11 protein-coding genes and 3 pseudogenes are annotated in these 17,295 nt (G+C 46.7%); 2 read left to right on the plus strand and 12 right to left on the minus strand.

Translation table 11 applies throughout. The features are described from left to right. Window positions 1–228 precede the first annotated feature (228 nt). Window positions 229–1,464 (plus strand): MFS transporter, encoded by a 1,236-nt coding sequence (locus MHH50_RS29065; RefSeq protein ID WP_305953522.1) that lies wholly within the window; start codon window positions 229–231, stop codon window positions 1,462–1,464. An 85-nt stretch (window positions 1,465–1,549) separates the two neighbouring features. Here MHH50_RS29065 and MHH50_RS29070 read toward each other — a convergent pair whose 3' ends face one another. Next, window positions 1,550–3,256: a glutamine--tRNA ligase/YqeY domain fusion protein gene (locus MHH50_RS29070; RefSeq protein WP_076276935.1), complete on the minus strand. Its 1,707-nt coding sequence runs from the start codon at window positions 3,254–3,256 to the stop codon at window positions 1,550–1,552. Between the two features lie 230 nt (window positions 3,257–3,486). Between MHH50_RS29070 and MHH50_RS29075 the strand changes: the two genes are divergently transcribed. Beyond that, a complete protein-coding gene (locus MHH50_RS29075) occupies window positions 3,487–4,035 on the plus strand; it encodes a GNAT family protein (RefSeq protein WP_036681941.1) in 549 nt (182 codons plus the stop codon). Window positions 4,036–4,129: 94 nt separating this feature from the next. On the opposite strand, the gene MHH50_RS29080 is transcribed toward MHH50_RS29075, so the two are convergent. The 11 genes and pseudogenes from MHH50_RS29080 to MHH50_RS29130 form a co-directional block, all read right to left on the minus strand. Further along, window positions 4,130–4,774, minus strand: a complete 645-nt coding sequence (locus MHH50_RS29080; protein ID WP_340033771.1) for an MOSC domain-containing protein — start codon at window positions 4,772–4,774, stop codon at window positions 4,130–4,132. Beyond that, window positions 4,755–5,285 (minus strand): GNAT family N-acetyltransferase, encoded by a 531-nt coding sequence (locus MHH50_RS29085; RefSeq protein ID WP_076123959.1) that lies wholly within the window; start codon window positions 5,283–5,285, stop codon window positions 4,755–4,757. The genes MHH50_RS29080 and MHH50_RS29085 overlap by 20 nt, the downstream gene beginning before the upstream one ends. Window positions 5,286–5,353: 68 nt before the next feature. After that, complete coding sequence (locus tag MHH50_RS29090; RefSeq protein ID WP_076123961.1) at window positions 5,354–6,574, minus strand: MFS transporter; 1,221 nt, start codon at window positions 6,572–6,574, stop codon at window positions 5,354–5,356. A 459-nt stretch (window positions 6,575–7,033) separates the two neighbouring features. After that, window positions 7,034–7,861, minus strand: coding sequence for a formate/nitrite transporter family protein (locus tag MHH50_RS29095; protein WP_036681949.1), 828 nt, complete (start codon window positions 7,859–7,861; stop codon window positions 7,034–7,036). Window positions 7,862–10,142: 2,281 nt separating this feature from the next. Beyond that, window positions 10,143–11,507, minus strand: coding sequence for an FAD-dependent oxidoreductase (locus MHH50_RS29100; RefSeq protein ID WP_076123965.1), 1,365 nt, complete (start codon window positions 11,505–11,507; stop codon window positions 10,143–10,145). 334 nt (window positions 11,508–11,841) lie between these two features. Further along, a pseudogene (locus tag MHH50_RS29105) lies at window positions 11,842–13,473 on the minus strand (formate--tetrahydrofolate ligase). Window positions 13,474–13,721: 248 nt separating this feature from the next. Continuing rightward, a pseudogene (locus MHH50_RS29110) lies at window positions 13,722–14,199 on the minus strand (glutathione peroxidase). Window positions 14,200–14,340: 141 nt separating this feature from the next. Beyond that, window positions 14,341–14,928, minus strand: a pseudogene (locus tag MHH50_RS29115) (M15 family metallopeptidase); the annotation flags it as partial. Window positions 14,929–15,017: 89 nt separating this feature from the next. Beyond that, window positions 15,018–15,206 (minus strand): hypothetical protein, encoded by a 189-nt coding sequence (locus MHH50_RS29120; RefSeq protein WP_340033772.1) that lies wholly within the window; start codon window positions 15,204–15,206, stop codon window positions 15,018–15,020. 200 nt (window positions 15,207–15,406) lie between these two features. Beyond that, complete coding sequence (locus tag MHH50_RS29125; RefSeq protein ID WP_340033773.1) at window positions 15,407–15,832, minus strand: hypothetical protein; 426 nt, start codon at window positions 15,830–15,832, stop codon at window positions 15,407–15,409. Continuing rightward, window positions 15,792–17,207 carry a DEAD/DEAH box helicase gene (locus MHH50_RS29130; protein WP_340034650.1) on the minus strand — a complete coding sequence of 472 codons (1,416 nt, stop codon included), beginning with the start codon at window positions 17,205–17,207 and terminating at the stop codon, window positions 15,792–15,794. The genes MHH50_RS29125 and MHH50_RS29130 overlap by 41 nt, the downstream gene beginning before the upstream one ends. Window positions 17,208–17,295 lie beyond the last annotated feature (88 nt).

The following is a 17,295-nucleotide window of genomic DNA, read 5'->3' on the forward strand; positions in this document are numbered from 1 at the left end:
AATCCTCAGGCATATTCCTAATAAGGAGGAGCGAACTCTTAACATTTCTACCACCTGCAAACTTGTTATATGCGTTTTTTGTCACTTAGCGGATCAAATTTAAATAAACGTTAAAAAAATGTAAAAAAGTAAAAAAGGAAGTTTGTATCCCTTTTCAACACGTGTTACAGTGATAGAAGGGCCTAATATTGGTCAGTATATCCATGCAAGACATCTAGTGGGAAAGGAGTGACGCATTTGCGGAAAGGCGTTAACTATCCATCTTCTTTCACGTCTTTAAAATGGTTCAATTTTTTTGTATACGGAACCATGGTCCTCTTCTCCAGCTTCTTTCAACTATACCTGCTGGATGTAGGGATGAACAAATTAGAGATCGGTGCCGTATTTTCTATGGGTGCGCTAGTATCCATCTTTGCAAATCCATTCTGGGCAATCTGGACTGACCGATACCAGAATATCCGGAGAATCGTTTTGCTTATGTTAATCGGAACGTTAGTGTTATCCCAGCTTATGTTTCGGGCAAATACATATGAGATGATCTACATCTCCATTCTTTTGTTCTATTTCTTCCAAGGACCGTTATTTGCTCAGAGCAATACGATGATTCTCAGCTATATTGACGGAACTAACTATCGCTTCCGTTCTTTTCGGCTTTGGGGTTCATTGGGGTGGGCACTAATTGCAATTGCCGCCGGATTGGTCCTTGATTGGGCTGGTGTATCTATCTTGTCCTATCTGTTTGCAGGCTTACTATGTGCATCAATGTTATCCATTCTTGCATTACCGAAACTTAACCATACCATTGGCATGGCTCCTATGCCGTATAGAGGCTTCAGCAAACTAATTTATAATCCCTTTTTCTTGTGTTTCATATTGTTTGGTATCCTAGTTTCCATACCGAACACCATGAACACTACATTCATGTCTTTGTATATTACGGACCTAGGCGGCTCCAAGGGAATGATTGGTCTCGCAGTATTCCTCTCCTCTATTTTGGAAGTGGGTGTATTTGTTCTCTGCGACCGATTCCTTAAACGTAAAATATCTGTTCTGCTCGGCTGGCTTGCGCTGGTTAGCGCTTTATTCGTACTACGATGGTGGTTCATGGCGGACGCGACTACAGCCCTCCAAGTAGTGCTCATTCAAATTTTACACTGCATAACATTTGGTGGTTTCTTCTATGTAGGCACTCAACTGACCATGCTTCTTATTCCAAGACCTTACCGTGCTTCAGGACAAGCGCTCTACACACTGACTTGGAGCGGTATAGCCGGTATTGTTGGAGGAGTTCTCGGCGGGTGGATGTATCAAAATCTAGGGGCACAGAGCATGTATCAAGCGGGTGTCTTCTTGACACTGTTTGGAACGCTAGGCTTTACTTTCATGTGGCTCTTTGTAAACCGTGGAGGCTACCGGCCCCCTACAGAGGATGAGGAAGAACTCTCTCACATCGAAATATTATAAGCGAAAATATAAAAAACAGGCTCAAACGTACCTAAACGGGACGTTTGAGCCTGTTTTATTATAAAGAACCTGAACGAATCAAGTGTTAGCCTTGTTTTGGAGGCTGAAATGAACTCTTCAGTGAAACGATAAGATTGAATACGAGATGCCCAGGCGCCGAATATTTGCTATCTACATTAAAATAGCCATGACGGAAGAACTGGAATTTATCCTGAGCCACACTGTCCTTAAGCTCGGGTTCCACAAAACCTTGTAAGATTTCAATGGATTTAGGATTAAGCTGATCCAAGAAGCTAGGCTCCGCTTTCTCTACCGTGGAATCCAGACCTTCAACTTCTGCAGCTTCATCTACTTCTTCAGCAGAAATCAGTGGCTCGTATAAACGGAATTCTGCAGGCACAGCTTGACTAGCTTCTACCCAGTGCAGAGTACCTTTTACCTTACGGCCTGTAAATCCACTGCCACTCTTTGTTTCCGGATCATACGTACAATGCAGTTCAACAACCTCGCCATTCTCATCTTTAATGACTTCATTACATTTGATGAAATAAGCATGCTTCAGGCGTACTTCATTGCCGGGGAACAAGCGGAAATATTTATTGGGTGGATTCTCCATAAAGTCGTCGCGCTCAACATAAATCTCACGAGAGAACGGAATTTGGCGTACACCCATTTCTTCATTCTCTGTATTATTCTCCGCTTCAAGCCATTCTGTTTGGCCTTCCGGATAATTGGTGATAACAACCTTAAGCGGACGAAGTATAGCCATGGTGCGAGGCACAGTTAACTTAAGGTCTTCCCGGATAAAGTGCTCCAGCATTTGCAGGTCCACTAGACCCTGACTCTTGGAGATCCCTGCTTCGTACACGAATTTACGAATCGCTTCCGGCGTATATCCTCTGCGGCGCAGGCCGGAGATCGTTGGCATCCGCGGATCGTCCCAGCCATCCACATGTTTTTCGTCTACCAGCAGCTTCAGCTTACGTTTACTAGTCATGGTTTGAGCGAGATTCAGACGGCCGAATTCATATTGATGCGGAACAGAAGGCATCTCACATTCCGCTACGACCCAATCATAAAATGGGCGTTGATCTTCAAACTCAAGCGAACAAAGGGAGTGAGTTACACCTTCAATGGCGTCCTCAAGTGGATGAGCGAACGTGTACATCGGGTAGATGCACCATTTATCCCCTGTATTATGGTGATGCGCATGAGTAATCCGATAGATGACAGGATCACGCAGATTAATATTTGGTGAAGCCATATCGATCTTGGCACGAAGAACCTTCTCACCATCTTTGAATTCCCCTGCCCGCATACGGCGGAACAGATCCAAATTCTCTTCGATGCTGCGCTCACGATGTGGGCTGTTCTGTCCTGGCTCCGTCAGCGTTCCCCGCAATTGGCGAATTTCATCCGCGCTGAGGTCATCTACATAAGCTTTACCTTTAGTAATTAATAATTCGGCACGTTTGTACATTTCCTCAAAATAATCCGATGCAAAACGCAGCTCTTCCCATTCATAGCCCAGCCACTTTACATCTTCCTGAATGGAGTTCACATATTCCGTATCTTCTTTGGCAGGATTCGTGTCGTCAAATCTTAGGTTAGTCTTGCCACCGAACTCGTCCGCCAGTGTAAAGTTAATCCAAATCGCCTTGGCATGTCCGATATGTAAGTAACCGTTCGGCTCCGGCGGAAAGCGTGTGACAACTTCTTTTACTTTACCCGTACGGAGGTCTTCGGTAATAACATTTTTAATAAAATTGGAGGGGGTAGTACGGTTCTCCACAGCTATCAACCTTTCGTTCTGTAGTGTTACACTACTTCTTGTATAAACATGTTTCCTACTAATATACCCGTTAACTGTAGATTGTTCAATAAAAGGGGGCACATGGCCTGGATCAATTTTTAGCATCTTTAGACCTTTTGACTTCTCTGCGGGCGATAGAGTAGCATGATAATCATAAGAAAAAATCCATAATCATACATAAGGCCTTGTGCCGAAAAGGAGGCAACCGCTTGTTTAATTATGTCATCGACGAAGAGCTTATCTTAAAGCCACTCATGCCTGAGCATGCTAGGCACATATTCGCGTTAGTGGAGCGCTCGCGGGAACGACTTAGGCAATGGCTTCCTTGGGTTGATGCCGTTACGGAACAGGATCACACCCTTAATTTCATTAAAAATGCTATAAAACAAGGCACCGACAATGGCGCCTTCACTGCTGGACTTTGGGTCCGCGGCGAGCTCGCTGGCGTCATTGGGTATCACCAGATTGACTGGCATAACCGTTCCGTAGGGATTGGTTATTGGCTTGGTGATGGATATGAAGGCAAAGGTTATATGACCAGTGCCTGCCGAGTTCTAGTAGACTACGCCCTGCTTGAAATGGAGCTGCAGCGGGTAGAAATTCGCTGCGCAACCGCCAACGTAACTAGCCGGGCAATTCCTGAACGGCTTGGTTTTGTGCTCGAAGGTGTGATCAGACAGGCAGAAAAGCTGCCCGATGGCTACGTGAATCACGCCGTATATGGTTTATTACGTAGTGAGTGGCAGCTGCTCGGCTAAGTTACTTAAGCAAAGCAAAGTTAAACAAACACGTAAGCAGAAATAAACCTGGCTGGCATACGCCCCCAGGTTTATTTTATTGTGCAGACCAAGATTAGATCTCTGGCATACCCAGCTGTTTTCGAAACTTGTTCCGTACTACGGCTGAGAGAGCTTCCAGCTCCACAAGCTCTGCCAGAGCAGCTTCCTCTTGCAGCCCAACCTGCATTAAATGCAGTACATGCGCCATGGAAGCAATGCTGTCTCCGTTTTCTTTTTTGACAATTGCATCGCCGGTTGAAATCATTCCTTCACGAAGTACACGTAAGTAAAATCCGCTATACCTTGTATCCAGAACTTGAGCCGGTAGATCTGCGGGTCCATGCTTTTGTGAGATTTTGAAGCAAGGGTATCGTGGTTGGCTAACCTGAAGCAAAGTGGTGCCTATTTCATATACATCGCCAATACACACCTCTGTCTCCAGTAGACCCGTTGTGGTGATATTTTCTCCAAAAGCCGAGTACTCCAGTTTCTTTCCCAGCTGCTGTTCCCAATAAGGATAGTGCTCAATGGGATAGGCACATACCGCCTTGTCAGGACCTCCATGATGTTTAAGATCTGCTTGGCCATCTCCAACAAATCCATTGGTATGTAGCTGAACTGATCCATCTACAGGCGTTTTATAAATTCCGGTCTCCAAAGGTTTTCCCCGATAATCCACCGTCACCGGCCGACCGACATTAAGCGAGACGATCTCCATATCCATTTCCTCCTGTCAGCATGCAGCTCATAAATATCTCATCCACATAACGACCGCCAAGATAAAACTCCTCCCGCAGACGCCCCTCTTCCACAAAACCGCATTCCCGGTAAAAAGAAATCGCTGATTCATTGCAGGATAATACACGCAGGCGAAGCTTACGAATAGCATGCGCCGCAGCGTGTTCCTTAATGGCTTCCATGAGCTGCCGGCCGATGCCTAAACGTTGATAGTTCGGATGAACAGCAATATTAACCTCGCACACATGCCGGTTGCTCTCCATTCTACTAGGGCAGCCAAACCCGACATATCCACATAGCTTGTCATCTTGCAGCGCTACGAGCTGAGAGCCCGGGGGAGCATTCAGCAAGAAATCCTCTTGTGAGCGCCACAACATAGGTCCCGGGCTAGTGTCCTCTGTCCAAATCAGATGGTCCAGATCAATCAGTTCTCGCACGTCTTTAATCTCTGAGGGTCTAATAGTTAACCTTGCCTTGTTGATTTGTTTCATAAGATGTACACCCCTTGCCTTGCACCTCTATAGAATTCACAGCAGATGTTGGAATCCACTGTGTATAGTTATCCTACGGACCGCTCTAACGAATGGCCTTTACGATTGACTAAAGCATGGATGACGAAAAAACCTACAGACAGCAGCGCCATCGCACAGGCCAGCCAGGCTGTTGGTGCCAAACCACCGCTATCATACAGTCTGCCCATGAAGTAAGGGCCAATGACTCTCCCGACTGCACCAATCCCTCCGCTTAGTCCCAAATAAAACGGTGCGCTGCGCCCCGCATGATCCGAGATAAAGGATGGCATCGCTGGAGAAATCAGCATTTCTCCCAGTGTAGCAAGCACCATTCCAAGCACTAAGCCAGGATAATTAGGCATCCACAAAAGAAACGCATAGCCACCCAAATAAAACAGGGCACTTGCAGTCATTTGCGCCGTTGAGGTAGACGCGAACCAGCGCTTAATCATTGTTACCAATGGCTGAGCTGCAAAAATCAAAATACCGTTCAGTGTCCAGAGAAAACCATAAGTTTTCTTAGGCCAGCCCTCTGAAATAATGAACGGAGATACCCCTGTATTCCAGATAGAGTTACCGAGAAGCAGGAACAAAGAACCGATCCCCATATAAAGATAAATACGAGTATGCCCCATTAGCTTCCACGTGGATTGTTTCTCTGGTTCATTCTTCTGATGCCCCATTACCTCATGCGCAGGTTCTCCACCGATTTTCTTCAGATATATAAAAAAGAAACCCGCAAATACCGCCGAGGTTACACCATTCATTACAAAGCTTAGCATATAGGAAATATCGGCCAAAAAACCACTTAATGCCGTCCCCAGTGCTACACCAATATTATTGGCGACATAAATAACATTAAACAGCTCACCACGCTGCTTCGTGAAACGAAAGCCGATAAATGCCTGAATGGCAGGTAATGATAAGGAATTAAATAATCCTACCAGTCCCATTGCTACCATAAATAACGTCCAGTTGTTACTAGCTGCCGGCAAGGTGAACAGTGCCAAAGCATTCATGGCGAGCGCTCCGACAATCAGCCGGTTCACGCCTACCTTATGATAGAGTGAGCCCCCGAGTAGTTGACCCACGATCCCACCAACCGATTGAATAAGAATCACCAGTCCAGCATCTGACATGCTGCGTCCAAGCTCATCAAATACATACATCGTAACGAGCGGCCACATCAGCGCACTACCTGTTGCGTTAATTAGGCTGGCAATTAGAAATATTTTCACTTCTTTTGGATATGCCTGTAAAAACTTCATAAGTAGTGTACATCCCCTGTTATATATGTGTCATTAATTCATCCAGTATCATCCCAAAACAGGGCTATGAGCAAGCATACACATTGACGTTTTATCGTGATAAAGTACGCATGAAATCTAAAGGATAAAACGCACATATCGCATGAAATATCCCGTCTCCCTTGGGGTTCACGTCCGCAGTCCTCCCTAGTTCTAATATCTATTCTTATTTTAAAGCCGTGGCTGTCGTCCGTAAAGCAAACAAACAAGAAGAAACTGATTCGCTTTTAGAAAGACGGGGTAATAGAGCCTAGAAACACTCCCCCTTCAAAATTCGCCGTGATCCGATTTCGTTCCCCCGAGCGCGGATATATCACGGCGGATTTTTTTGTGTCTACATAACAAAAAGCACCCCTAAAACATTAACGCCACCAATAAGGCAGACCTTGAATGTTCTATGGAGTGCTCTATAAGACGAGCTTAAGCGTGTTTTTTGACACTGCTGCCGGACATGCTATCTACGGATTGAATAGCCGTAGGTGCTTTACGCAAGTATGCCATCCAATAGGCAGCTGCGACAAATATTGCCCCACCCGTTAGATTTCCGAGCCAGACGGGAACAAAGTTAGTGAAGTATTGCCCCCATGAATAGTAACCTTCAAAAATAGCTGCTGGAATTAGGAACATGTTAGCTACAACGTGCTGGAATCCGATCGCAACAAAGGCCATCGTCGGGAACCAAATACCAAGGATTTTGCCGCTGAAGTTATCTGCTCCATAGGAGAGCCATACGGCCAGCGCAACGAGCCAGTTACAGCCGATACCCGAAACAAATGCCGGAAAGAATTCTGCATCGATTTTATGACCAGCCATATCCACCAATTTTTCTAAATACACACCCTCTGAAGTTAAACCCACCACATGACCGAAGAAATAAGCTACAAATAATGCCCCTGCCAGATTACTAATCGTAATGAGCAAAAGATTCTTCACAACTTCCCAGAAAGAAATCTTCTTAGCCATAAAAGCGAGCGGCACGGCCATCATATTCCCTGTCAGCAGTTCTCCACCTGCAAGGAGTACCATGATCAGCCCAACGGGGAAGACTGCGGCTCCGATAAAGTTAGCAATGGAACCCCATTCCTGTGGTGCGCCAGCAATGACGCGAATATCTAATAAAAACCCGAGCGCAATAAACGCTCCTCCCAAAAAGCCCAGAATAAGTACGGTACTTAGCGGATTATGAGCTTTTTTTATGCCGTTCTCTACAGTTACTTCGGCAATTTGCTGCGGTTTGCTATAAGCCATGGTTCCTATCCCCTTCATCTATTTACTTCAAATTTGTTCCTTTATGACCATTGTAGCGTGTCGTAAAACACATTAACGTGATAATTATCACTTTGAGAAAACTAAGTGAAAGTTTTCACTGACATGTCAAATTTACTGCGACCTGTGCACAAATAGAAGTTTGTGTATGACCGGCTAAGCCAGCATATCTTGTTTCGTTGGATTACATTTGAGCGTACGCAGCAGCTATCGGACACCGTTGTCCTTATATGCAGCAAGATCTCACTGTAGCTATACCTCACTGTAGTCATACCTCACTATCGTCATACTTCACTATCGGCATTCTATCGGACTCGGATGACTCTAATCGTAGCTTTTGAGCATATTTGGCCCACACCCGGACATCGGACTCAGATAACCTTATTCGTAACTTTCGAGCACATTTGACTCGCTATCGGACCCCATAGTCACTATTGGCACCAAAAACACACTAGTTTTACCTCCTTCTATGTAATAGCTGCACTGGAGTCCGAAATCACGCTCAAAAGGCGATTATTTGCTAATTAGCGGCTTCTGAGTCCGAAAAATTCTGAGGAGGGCGGTGACTCGGCACGATCGGACTCAGTTGACCTTATACGTAGCTTTTGAGCACATTTGGCTCGCTATAGGACCCCATAGTCGCTATTGGCACGAAAAACACACTAGTTGTACCTCATTCTATGTAATAGCTGCATTGGAGTCCGAAACCACGCTCAAACGGCGATTATTTGCTAATTAGCGGCTTCTGAGTCCGAAAGCTTCTACGGAGGGCGATGACTCAGCACTATCGGACTCAGTTAACCCTAATCGTAACTTTCGAGCATATTTGGCTCGCTATCGGACCCTATAGTCGCTATTGGCACCAAAAACACACTAGTTGTACCTCGTTCTATGTAATAGCTGCACTGGAGTCCGAAATCACACTCAAAAGGCGATTATTTGCTAATTAGCGGCTCCTGAGTCCGAAAGCTTCTGCGGAGGGCGGTGACTCCGCATGATCGGACTCAGATGACCTTATACAGAGCTTTTGTGCAAATTTGGCTCGCTATCGGACCCTATAGTCGCTATTGGCACCAAAAACACACTAGTTGTCCCCCATTCTATGCAATAGCTGCACTGGAGTCCGAAATCACGCTCAAAAGGTGATTAATTGCTAAATAATGGCTTCTGAGTCCGAAAAATTCTGCGGAGGGCGGTGACTCAGCACGATCGGACTCAGTCGCTATTGGCACGAAACACACACTAGTTGTAACTCATTCTATGTAATAGCTGCATTGGAGTCCGAAACCACGCTCAAAACGACGATTATTTGCTAAATAATGGCTTCTGAGGGCGGTGACTCAGCACGATCGGACTCAGTTGACCCTAATCGTAACTTTCGAGCACATTTGGCTTGCTATCGGACCCCATAGTCGCTATTGGCACGAAACACACACTAGTTGTAACTCATTCTATGTAATAGCTGCATTGGAGTCCGAAACCACGCTCAAAACGACGATTATTTGCTAAATAATGGCTTCTGAGTCCGAAAAATTCTGCGGAGGGCGGTGACTCAGCACGATCGGACTCAGATGACCCTAATCGTAACTTTCGAGCACATTTGGCTTGCTATCGGACCCCATAGTCGCTATTGGCACGAAACACACACTAGTTGTAACTCATTCTATGTAATAGCTGCATTGGAGTCCGAAACCACGCTCAAACGGCGATTAATTGCTAATTAGCGCCTTCTGAGTCCGAAAGCTTCTGCGGAGGGCGATAACTCAGCACGATCGGACTCAGTTGACCCTAATCGCAACTTTCGAGCACATTTGACTCGCTATCGGACCCCATAGTCGCTATTGGCACGAAAAACACACTAGTTGTCCCCCATTCTATGCAATAGCTGCACTGGAGTCCGAAATCACGCTCAAAAGGTGATTAATTGCTAAATAGCGCCTTCTGAGTCCGAAAGCTTCTGCGGAGGGCGGTGACTCAGCACGATCGGACTCAGATGACCTTATACAGAGCTCCTGAGTCCGAAAGCTTCTGCAGAAGGTGATGACTCAGCACGATCGGACTCAGTTGACCCTAGTCGTAACTTTCGAGCACATTTAGCTTGCTGCATCACCGAAGCCATTGGATTGCACCTACCCATGCAGCTAATCATTCTGCACCTAACAAAAAAAAGCAGTGATCCTCCCGTAACAGGAGGATCACTGCTTCTCTAGCTTTACAAGGCTGTCTAATTCTTCGATAAATCACTCAGGAACAACGTCCCTTTTTAAACCGTTACAGCCTCTTTGCTTGGTACTGTTGTCGGCAGCGCTTGAAGACCTACTGTATTCAGGAAGTTCCAAGGTTTGTTGTAATGCGGTTGGAAGAAGAAATCGATAAAGGCAAGTTGGTCGATTGTCATTTGATTTTGAATACATACAGACACTGTGTTGATCGATTGCGTCAGATCCATCTTGGACATAATTTGAGCCCCGAGAATACGGCGTGTGGCACGATCAAACACTACTTTTAACTGAACCTGCTCAAAGGTGGGCATAAATTCTGGACGGTAGTTATCAATAATCATGGCGGTTTCTACGTCCATTCCTTCAGCCTTAGCTCCTTCTTCAGTAAGCCCTGTTGCAGCGATATTGTCTTCATAAATCTTAATGCCCGAAGTTCCTTGTGTACCCATATAAGGAATGGTCTCTGTTACCAAGTTGCGCGCAACTAAGGTTCCCATCCGTACGGCATTGGTTGCCAGTGGGATATAGGCGTGTTTGCCTGTAGGGTTGTAATGAATCGCACAGCTGTCGCCAGCGGCATATACATCCGGGCAGCTAGTCTGCATATAGTTATTGACTACAATGGCACCATTGGGCAGCATATCGACTTGACCTTTTAAGAGTTCAGTATTAGGACGGAAACCAATGCAGAGAATGACCAGATCTGTCTCATGCTCACCTTTGCTTGTAATAACCTTTGTTACCTTACCGTCTTTGCCTGCAAAAGAGCTAACCTTCTCATTCAGTGCCAATTTAATCCCATGATCCTGAAAAGATTGTTCGATCGGTGCAGTAAATTCCTGGTCCAGATATTTACTCAGAATGCGATCTTCACCATCAATTAGTGTAACTTGCTTGCCATTCATTTGAAAAGCTTCCACCAGTTCTACGCCGATATATCCAGCGCCGACGACGGTGATTTTATTTGCTTGTTTAGCTTTTTCTATAATAGTGTTGGAATGATCATAGTTCTTGGAAAGTAAAATCCCCTCGAGTTCAAATCCTTCAAGCTTCGGCACAATCGGCCATGAACCTGTAGTCATAATCAGCTTATCGTAGGTATCAGCGAACTCGTGGCCTGTCTCCAGATTGCGTACACGCAATGTTTTGGACTTCGTATCCACTGCAGTTACTTCATGACGCATATTGGTCTTTACGCCAAGCTCTGCAAGCTTTTCTGGTGAAGAATAGAATAGCCCCTCTGGGTCTTTAACCACTCCACCTACATACAAGGCAATCCCACAGGATAAGAAGGAAATATTATCATTACGCTCATATACAGTAATCTCGGCATCCGGGTAAAGTTGAGCAGTATTCACAATTGCGGCGGTTCCGGCATGGGTACATCCAATGACAGCTACTTTCATTATTTCTTCCTCCTTCAAATGGACAATCGGGTTATATATTTGACTTGCATGACCGATCAATGATGGAATCTGATCAACAATGGGTTAGTTGTGATTTATTTCACTTTATAAACTGATTATATTGTGATATTTATCACATTACAAGTCTTTTTTACCTATATCCTCATATTGTTCACAATTTTAAGTTTTTTCCGCCACTGCTGCCGAATGCGACTCCGTTAGCTTTGCCACGTGGGAGGTACATTATGATCCGCATTTGCAGGAATCCAAAGGAAGCATAAAAAAAGGCCTCCCCTCTAATACCAACAAGGAGAAGCCTTTGATTAAAACACTTTTACACCAAACCGTGAATCTCTCCGTCCTCATCCATCCATAGTCCCTCAGCGGCTGGCTTAGCTGGCAGACCTGGCATCGTAACGATGTTGCCTGTAATAACTACCGCAAAACCTGCACCAAGCGAAAGGGTAATATCTCGGACACCAATCGTAAAGCCTTCCGGTGCTCCGAGGAGTCTAGGCTGGTCGGAGAAGGAATAAGGCGTCTTCGCCAAACATACTTGAAGATCATTTAGCCCAAGCCGCTCGATAACCGCCAGACTCCGCTTAGCCGCCGGAGAAAAGTTCACTTCTGCCCCGCGGTAGATCTCACGGACAATTTTGTTGATTTTGGATGAAATGTCGAGATCCTTCTCATACAGAGGAGCAAACTGGCTCGGGCCACTATTGTCCAAGAGCTTGTTCAGTTCAGAAGCCAATTCCTGTCCACCTGCACTACCTTCCGCCCATACTTTTGAGATCGCGGCTGGCACGTTTAAATTGCGGCAGGCCTCCAATACATCATTAATCTCGCCCTCACTGTCCCCTTCAAAATGATTTATGGCAACTAAAACAGGGACTCCAAATTTACCGAGATTCTCTACATGACGTTCTAAGTTCACCAATCCCGCGCGAAGCGCCGTCCGATTCTCGGTTAGAAGCTCACCTTTAGGCACACCACCGTTATATTTTAAGGACTTAACAGTTACGACAAGAACAGCAGCAGAAGGGGTTAACCCGGCCTGTTGGCATTTGATATCCATGAATTTCTCTGCACCAAGATCCGCTCCGAAGCCTGCTTCGGTGACCACCACATCTCCCAGCTTAAGGGCATAACGAGTGCCAATAACACTGCTGCAGCCATGAGCGATATTCGCAAACGGCCCCCGTGTACAATAACAGGCGTACCTTCCAGAGTCTGTACCAAGTTTGGCTTAACTGCTTCCTTAAGCAGCGCTGTCATCGCTTCAACGGCCCCGATTTGCTCGGCTGTTACCATTGTCCCTCTTGGTCATATCCAATCAGAATACGGTTTAAACGCTTCTTGAGATCAATAAGGTTATCGCATAAGCATAACACAGCCATAATCTCAGAAGCCGTTGTAATCTGAAAGCCACTTTCCCGTACCGCTCCATTTCCGTCCCCGAGCCCAGTCACAATACTGCGTAGGCTGCGGTCGTTCATATCCATGACACGTTTCCAAACGATACGCTGCGGATCCAGTCCCAGCTCATTGCCTTGGAAGATATGATTGTCAATCATTGCGGACAATAAATTATGCGCAGAAGTTACCGCATGAATGTCACCATAAAGTGCAAATTAATCTCATCAGCCGGAACAATCTGCGACTTCCCGCCGCCTGTTGCACCGCCCTTCATCCCTAAGCAAGGCCCAAGCGAGGGCTCACGTAAAGCAGCCACAGTCTTCACACCTGCTGCATTCATTGCCTGCGCCAACCCGATGGTTGTTAAGGTCTTACCCTCTCCAGCAGGGGTCGGATTCACCGCAGTGACCAGAACCAGCTTGCCATCTGGCTTGTTTTTCATATCCTCCCATAAGGAAGGTGAGAGTTTGCTTTTATATTTGCCGTATAGTTCCAGATGCTGCTCGTCGATTCCTGCTTGTGCTGCTACCTCTGTAATTAACTTCATGCTTGTATAAAACCCTCCTGCCGTTATTATCCTGCTGTACTCCGCTTTTTTATGCATGTTCGCACAGTTGCTATATTCTCTTCAAAGGATACATCGTCTTTTTAAAGCGTCAAGTATAATTTATCACAATAAAAATTCAAGGCAATCTCCATTAATCCTTTAAAAAAAGAAAATCCCCGCGAGCATCGGTCGAAACCGAGTCGAGGGGATACTTGGAAGATCACTCTGCAACTGACCCCATTATGGATCTACAGTAGTGACTCAATATGTTGTTTCATCGTTTCCGGCGATTCTTTGGGCTCCACACGAGCCACTACATTGCCGCTGCGATCAATTAGAAATTTCGTGAAATTCCAGCTAATGTCGCTGCTGTCCCCAGCACCAGGCTGCTGCTCCTTCAAATAATTGAAAAGCGGGCTGGCATCCGGTCCATTAACATCAACTTTGGCGAATACCGGAAAGGTAACTCCATAATTAATCTGACAGAATTCCTCAGCCTCTTCACTCGTACCTGGCTCCTGGCCCGCAAACTGGTTGCAGGGGAATCCTAATACTACAAGTCCTTGATCGCTATACTGTTCGTATAGTTTCTGAAGATCTCCATACTGTGGCGTAAGTCCGCACTTACTAGCCGTATTAGCAATCAGCAGCACCTTACCTTCATACTCCGCAAACGGCACTTCTTTACCCGAAGGTGTAACGCTTAGCAAAATTGTAGATCGACATCTTTATTCCCCTTCTTTCCTTTTACTTAGACTACACTACGTATCTTACCCGAACTGTAAGGGAATGCAACTTCTGAACTCTTTTTATAGCCATAGAAAAAGCAGCCCTACAAATTTCATAGGACTGCTCTCTGCGTCTGTGTTATTTCGATACCGGAATTGCGTCATAATATTCTTCCAACGTAATATCCTTCTCATTGATATAGGCAGCAATGTCCTTACCTACATAACGGATATGCCAAGGCTCGTACTTATATCCGGTAATGTCTTGCTTACCTTCAGGATATCTGATGATAAAACCATATTCCCCTACATGCTTGGCCAACCACTCGGCTTCCTTCGTTCCACCAAAACAGCTCTCAGCGGCACACTTGCCATCACTTCCCGAGACATCAATAGCCAGCCCGGTCTGATGCTCGCTATAGCCAGGGACTGCACTGTAAGTACGGGCTTTTTCTTCCCCATCTCTCTCCACATAACGGTTATACAAAGTCGTCTGGGTTGCCTGTGAGCGGTAGGCAGAAACGCCTGCTAAATAAATTCCGTCTTCCTCTGCACCTGCGAACATCTTCTCCAAGGCTTTAGCGGCTTCGCTGCGCATCATACGCTTTTCGATTTTCTCTTTGAAGGTAAACCGGACATCAGGATAGACAAGATCCGTTGGTTTATAATTATCAGGCAAACCATACTGCTTATTTACCATCACTGTAATACTATCAGGCTCTGCAGATATAGGATCTGGAACACTACCTGCATTATCACCGCCTGATTCAGGCGGACTAGAGGGTTCTGATGGATCTGGTGTATCCGATGGATCAGCTACTGCCGGGTCTGTAATCCCCCTCCATCACTTTCCCCCGTCTCCCCAGGCTCACCTTGAAGATTATCCCCCACATTTATATTTGAACCGTTACTCTCCGAAGCAGAAGGAGACGTGTACTTTCCTATTCCCCAACCGACAGCAATAACGACAATTAACAAGATTATAATTTTAAATTTTTTTGACATCTGTAAGTTCTTCCTCCTCGAAGCCCAACATTCTATTTATCTATTAGACAGGCTTTCCTTCATAAATGTTTCACTAAGAACCTATTTTTAATATAAAAATCAATATGTTCCACGCTATAAAATAAAGGTTACCATAGGTCATTAGCTTCAGCGCTAACTACCCTATGGTAACAAGTTTCATCTATAAAACTCTACTAACTTTATCTGGAAGTGCCGCGACCGCCGCTTTTAAAGCCACCGGATCCATTGCTACGGCCACCGCGTGAAGATCCGCCGCCGCTGTTGCGGCCGCCTTTGCCAGCAGCGCCACCCTTGGCACCGGCGTATCCACCTTTGCTGCCTTTACCACCTTTGCCGCCTCTAGACGGGCCTGCACCGTAGCCGCTGCCTAAGCCGCCACGTGGAGTGCCTCCAGTGTAGGCACCGCCGTCCGCACCTCTAGCTACGTTCTCACTGTAGCCAGTGCTTGGTCCGCCCTTCCGGTTCGCACCGCGCGAACCAGCGCTAGGCGTTGCCGCGTTACCGCTGGCAGACGCTTCGCCTCGGGAGGCGAAGGCGCCATAGCCGCCGCCTACTCGCACTACGCTAAGCAGCCTTGCCGCCGCCCTTAGGAGCAGCAGCGTCATAGCCGCTGCCGCCACGCTTGCCCGCCGCCGCATCGGAACGACCGCGGCGACCTTCTGCAGGCGCGCCCCAGCCGCCTGCTTCTTTACCGCGGCCACGGCCACCTTGCCGCGCTCCGCCTTCGCCGCGCGGAGCTCCGCCGCGGCCAGAGCCGCCGGTCTTCGGCCCGCGGCCCGTGCGCGCTGCTTCAGCACCGCCGCTTTGGCGACCGCCGTGGCGTCCGCCGCCTTGCACAGGGATGAATTCGCCAACGCCGAATTCATCCTTCTCGTAACGGCGGCGATCCAGCCGCTGCGAGATGCCATGCTCGATCAAATCCAGACCCTCTTGATCACGTGGAGATACGAAAGTTATTGCAAGCCCTTTGCCTCCAGCACGGCCAGTCCGGCCGATCCGGTGAATATAGCTATCCACATCAAGCGGCATATCATAGTTAAAGATGTGAGTAATACCTTCAACATCCAGACCTCGAGCTGCTACGTCTGTCGCTACAAGCAGCTGCAGCTTCGCATCACGGAATCTTTTCATCACGCCTTCACGTTTACCTTGGGACAAATCACCGTGCAGCTCGTCACATTCATAACCGGCTGCTTGCAGCGCTTCGTTCAAATTGGATACCCGCCGTTTCGTCCGGCAGAAAATAATAGCCAAGTAAGGACGATCCCGTTCAATGAGGGATTTGAGCGCTTCTTCTTTATTACGGTCCGAGCATTCCACTACTTGCTGTTTTATATTATCCAGCGGAATCGGAGAACCACTCTTAATGATGATATCCAGTGGCTCTTTCATGTAATTAGCAGCGAGACGTTTAATCGGATCAGGCATTGTCGCGGAGAACAACATAGTCTGACGACGATAAGGGACAGCCGTAATGATGGTCTCAACATCCTCCAAGAAGCCCATGTGCAGCATTTGATCGGCTTCGTCCAGAACGAGCATTTTTACGCCGCTAAGATCCAGCGTCTCCCGGCGCATATGATCCAAAAGTCTGCCCGGTGTACCGATGATAAGATGTCTGCCGCCTTCCAGCTTGCGCAGTTGCTTCTCTACATCCTGACCCCCGTAAACCGCCAATATTTTGATATCCGTGTGACGCGCCAGCTTGCGTGCCTCTTCTGTAATCTGCAAAGCCAGCTCACGTGTTGGAGCCATAATCAGCGCCTGAGGGTAAGCCCGCTCCGTATGGATCTTGTCCATAATTGGCAGCAAAAAGGCCAAAGTCTTCCCTGTACCTGTCTTCGCTCTAGCTATTACGTCCAAGCCCTGCACCAATGGCGGAATGGCTTCCTGTTGCACTGGCGTAGGCTTAACAATGCCTTGACTTTGAAGCAATGTACACAGTAATTCTGAAACTCCTAAATCTTTAAATCCCGGCAAATTCTCCACCTCACTATTTTCTCGGTTTAATTTGATTACATCTCTTTCTTAACTTCCGTCTTCAAAAGCCCTGTATGAGGCAGCCTGC

The sequence above is a fragment of the Paenibacillus sp. FSL H3-0302 genome, assembly GCF_037982245.1.
Taxonomy (GTDB): Bacteria; Bacillota; Bacilli; order Paenibacillales; family Paenibacillaceae; genus Paenibacillus_AQ; species Paenibacillus_AQ odorifer.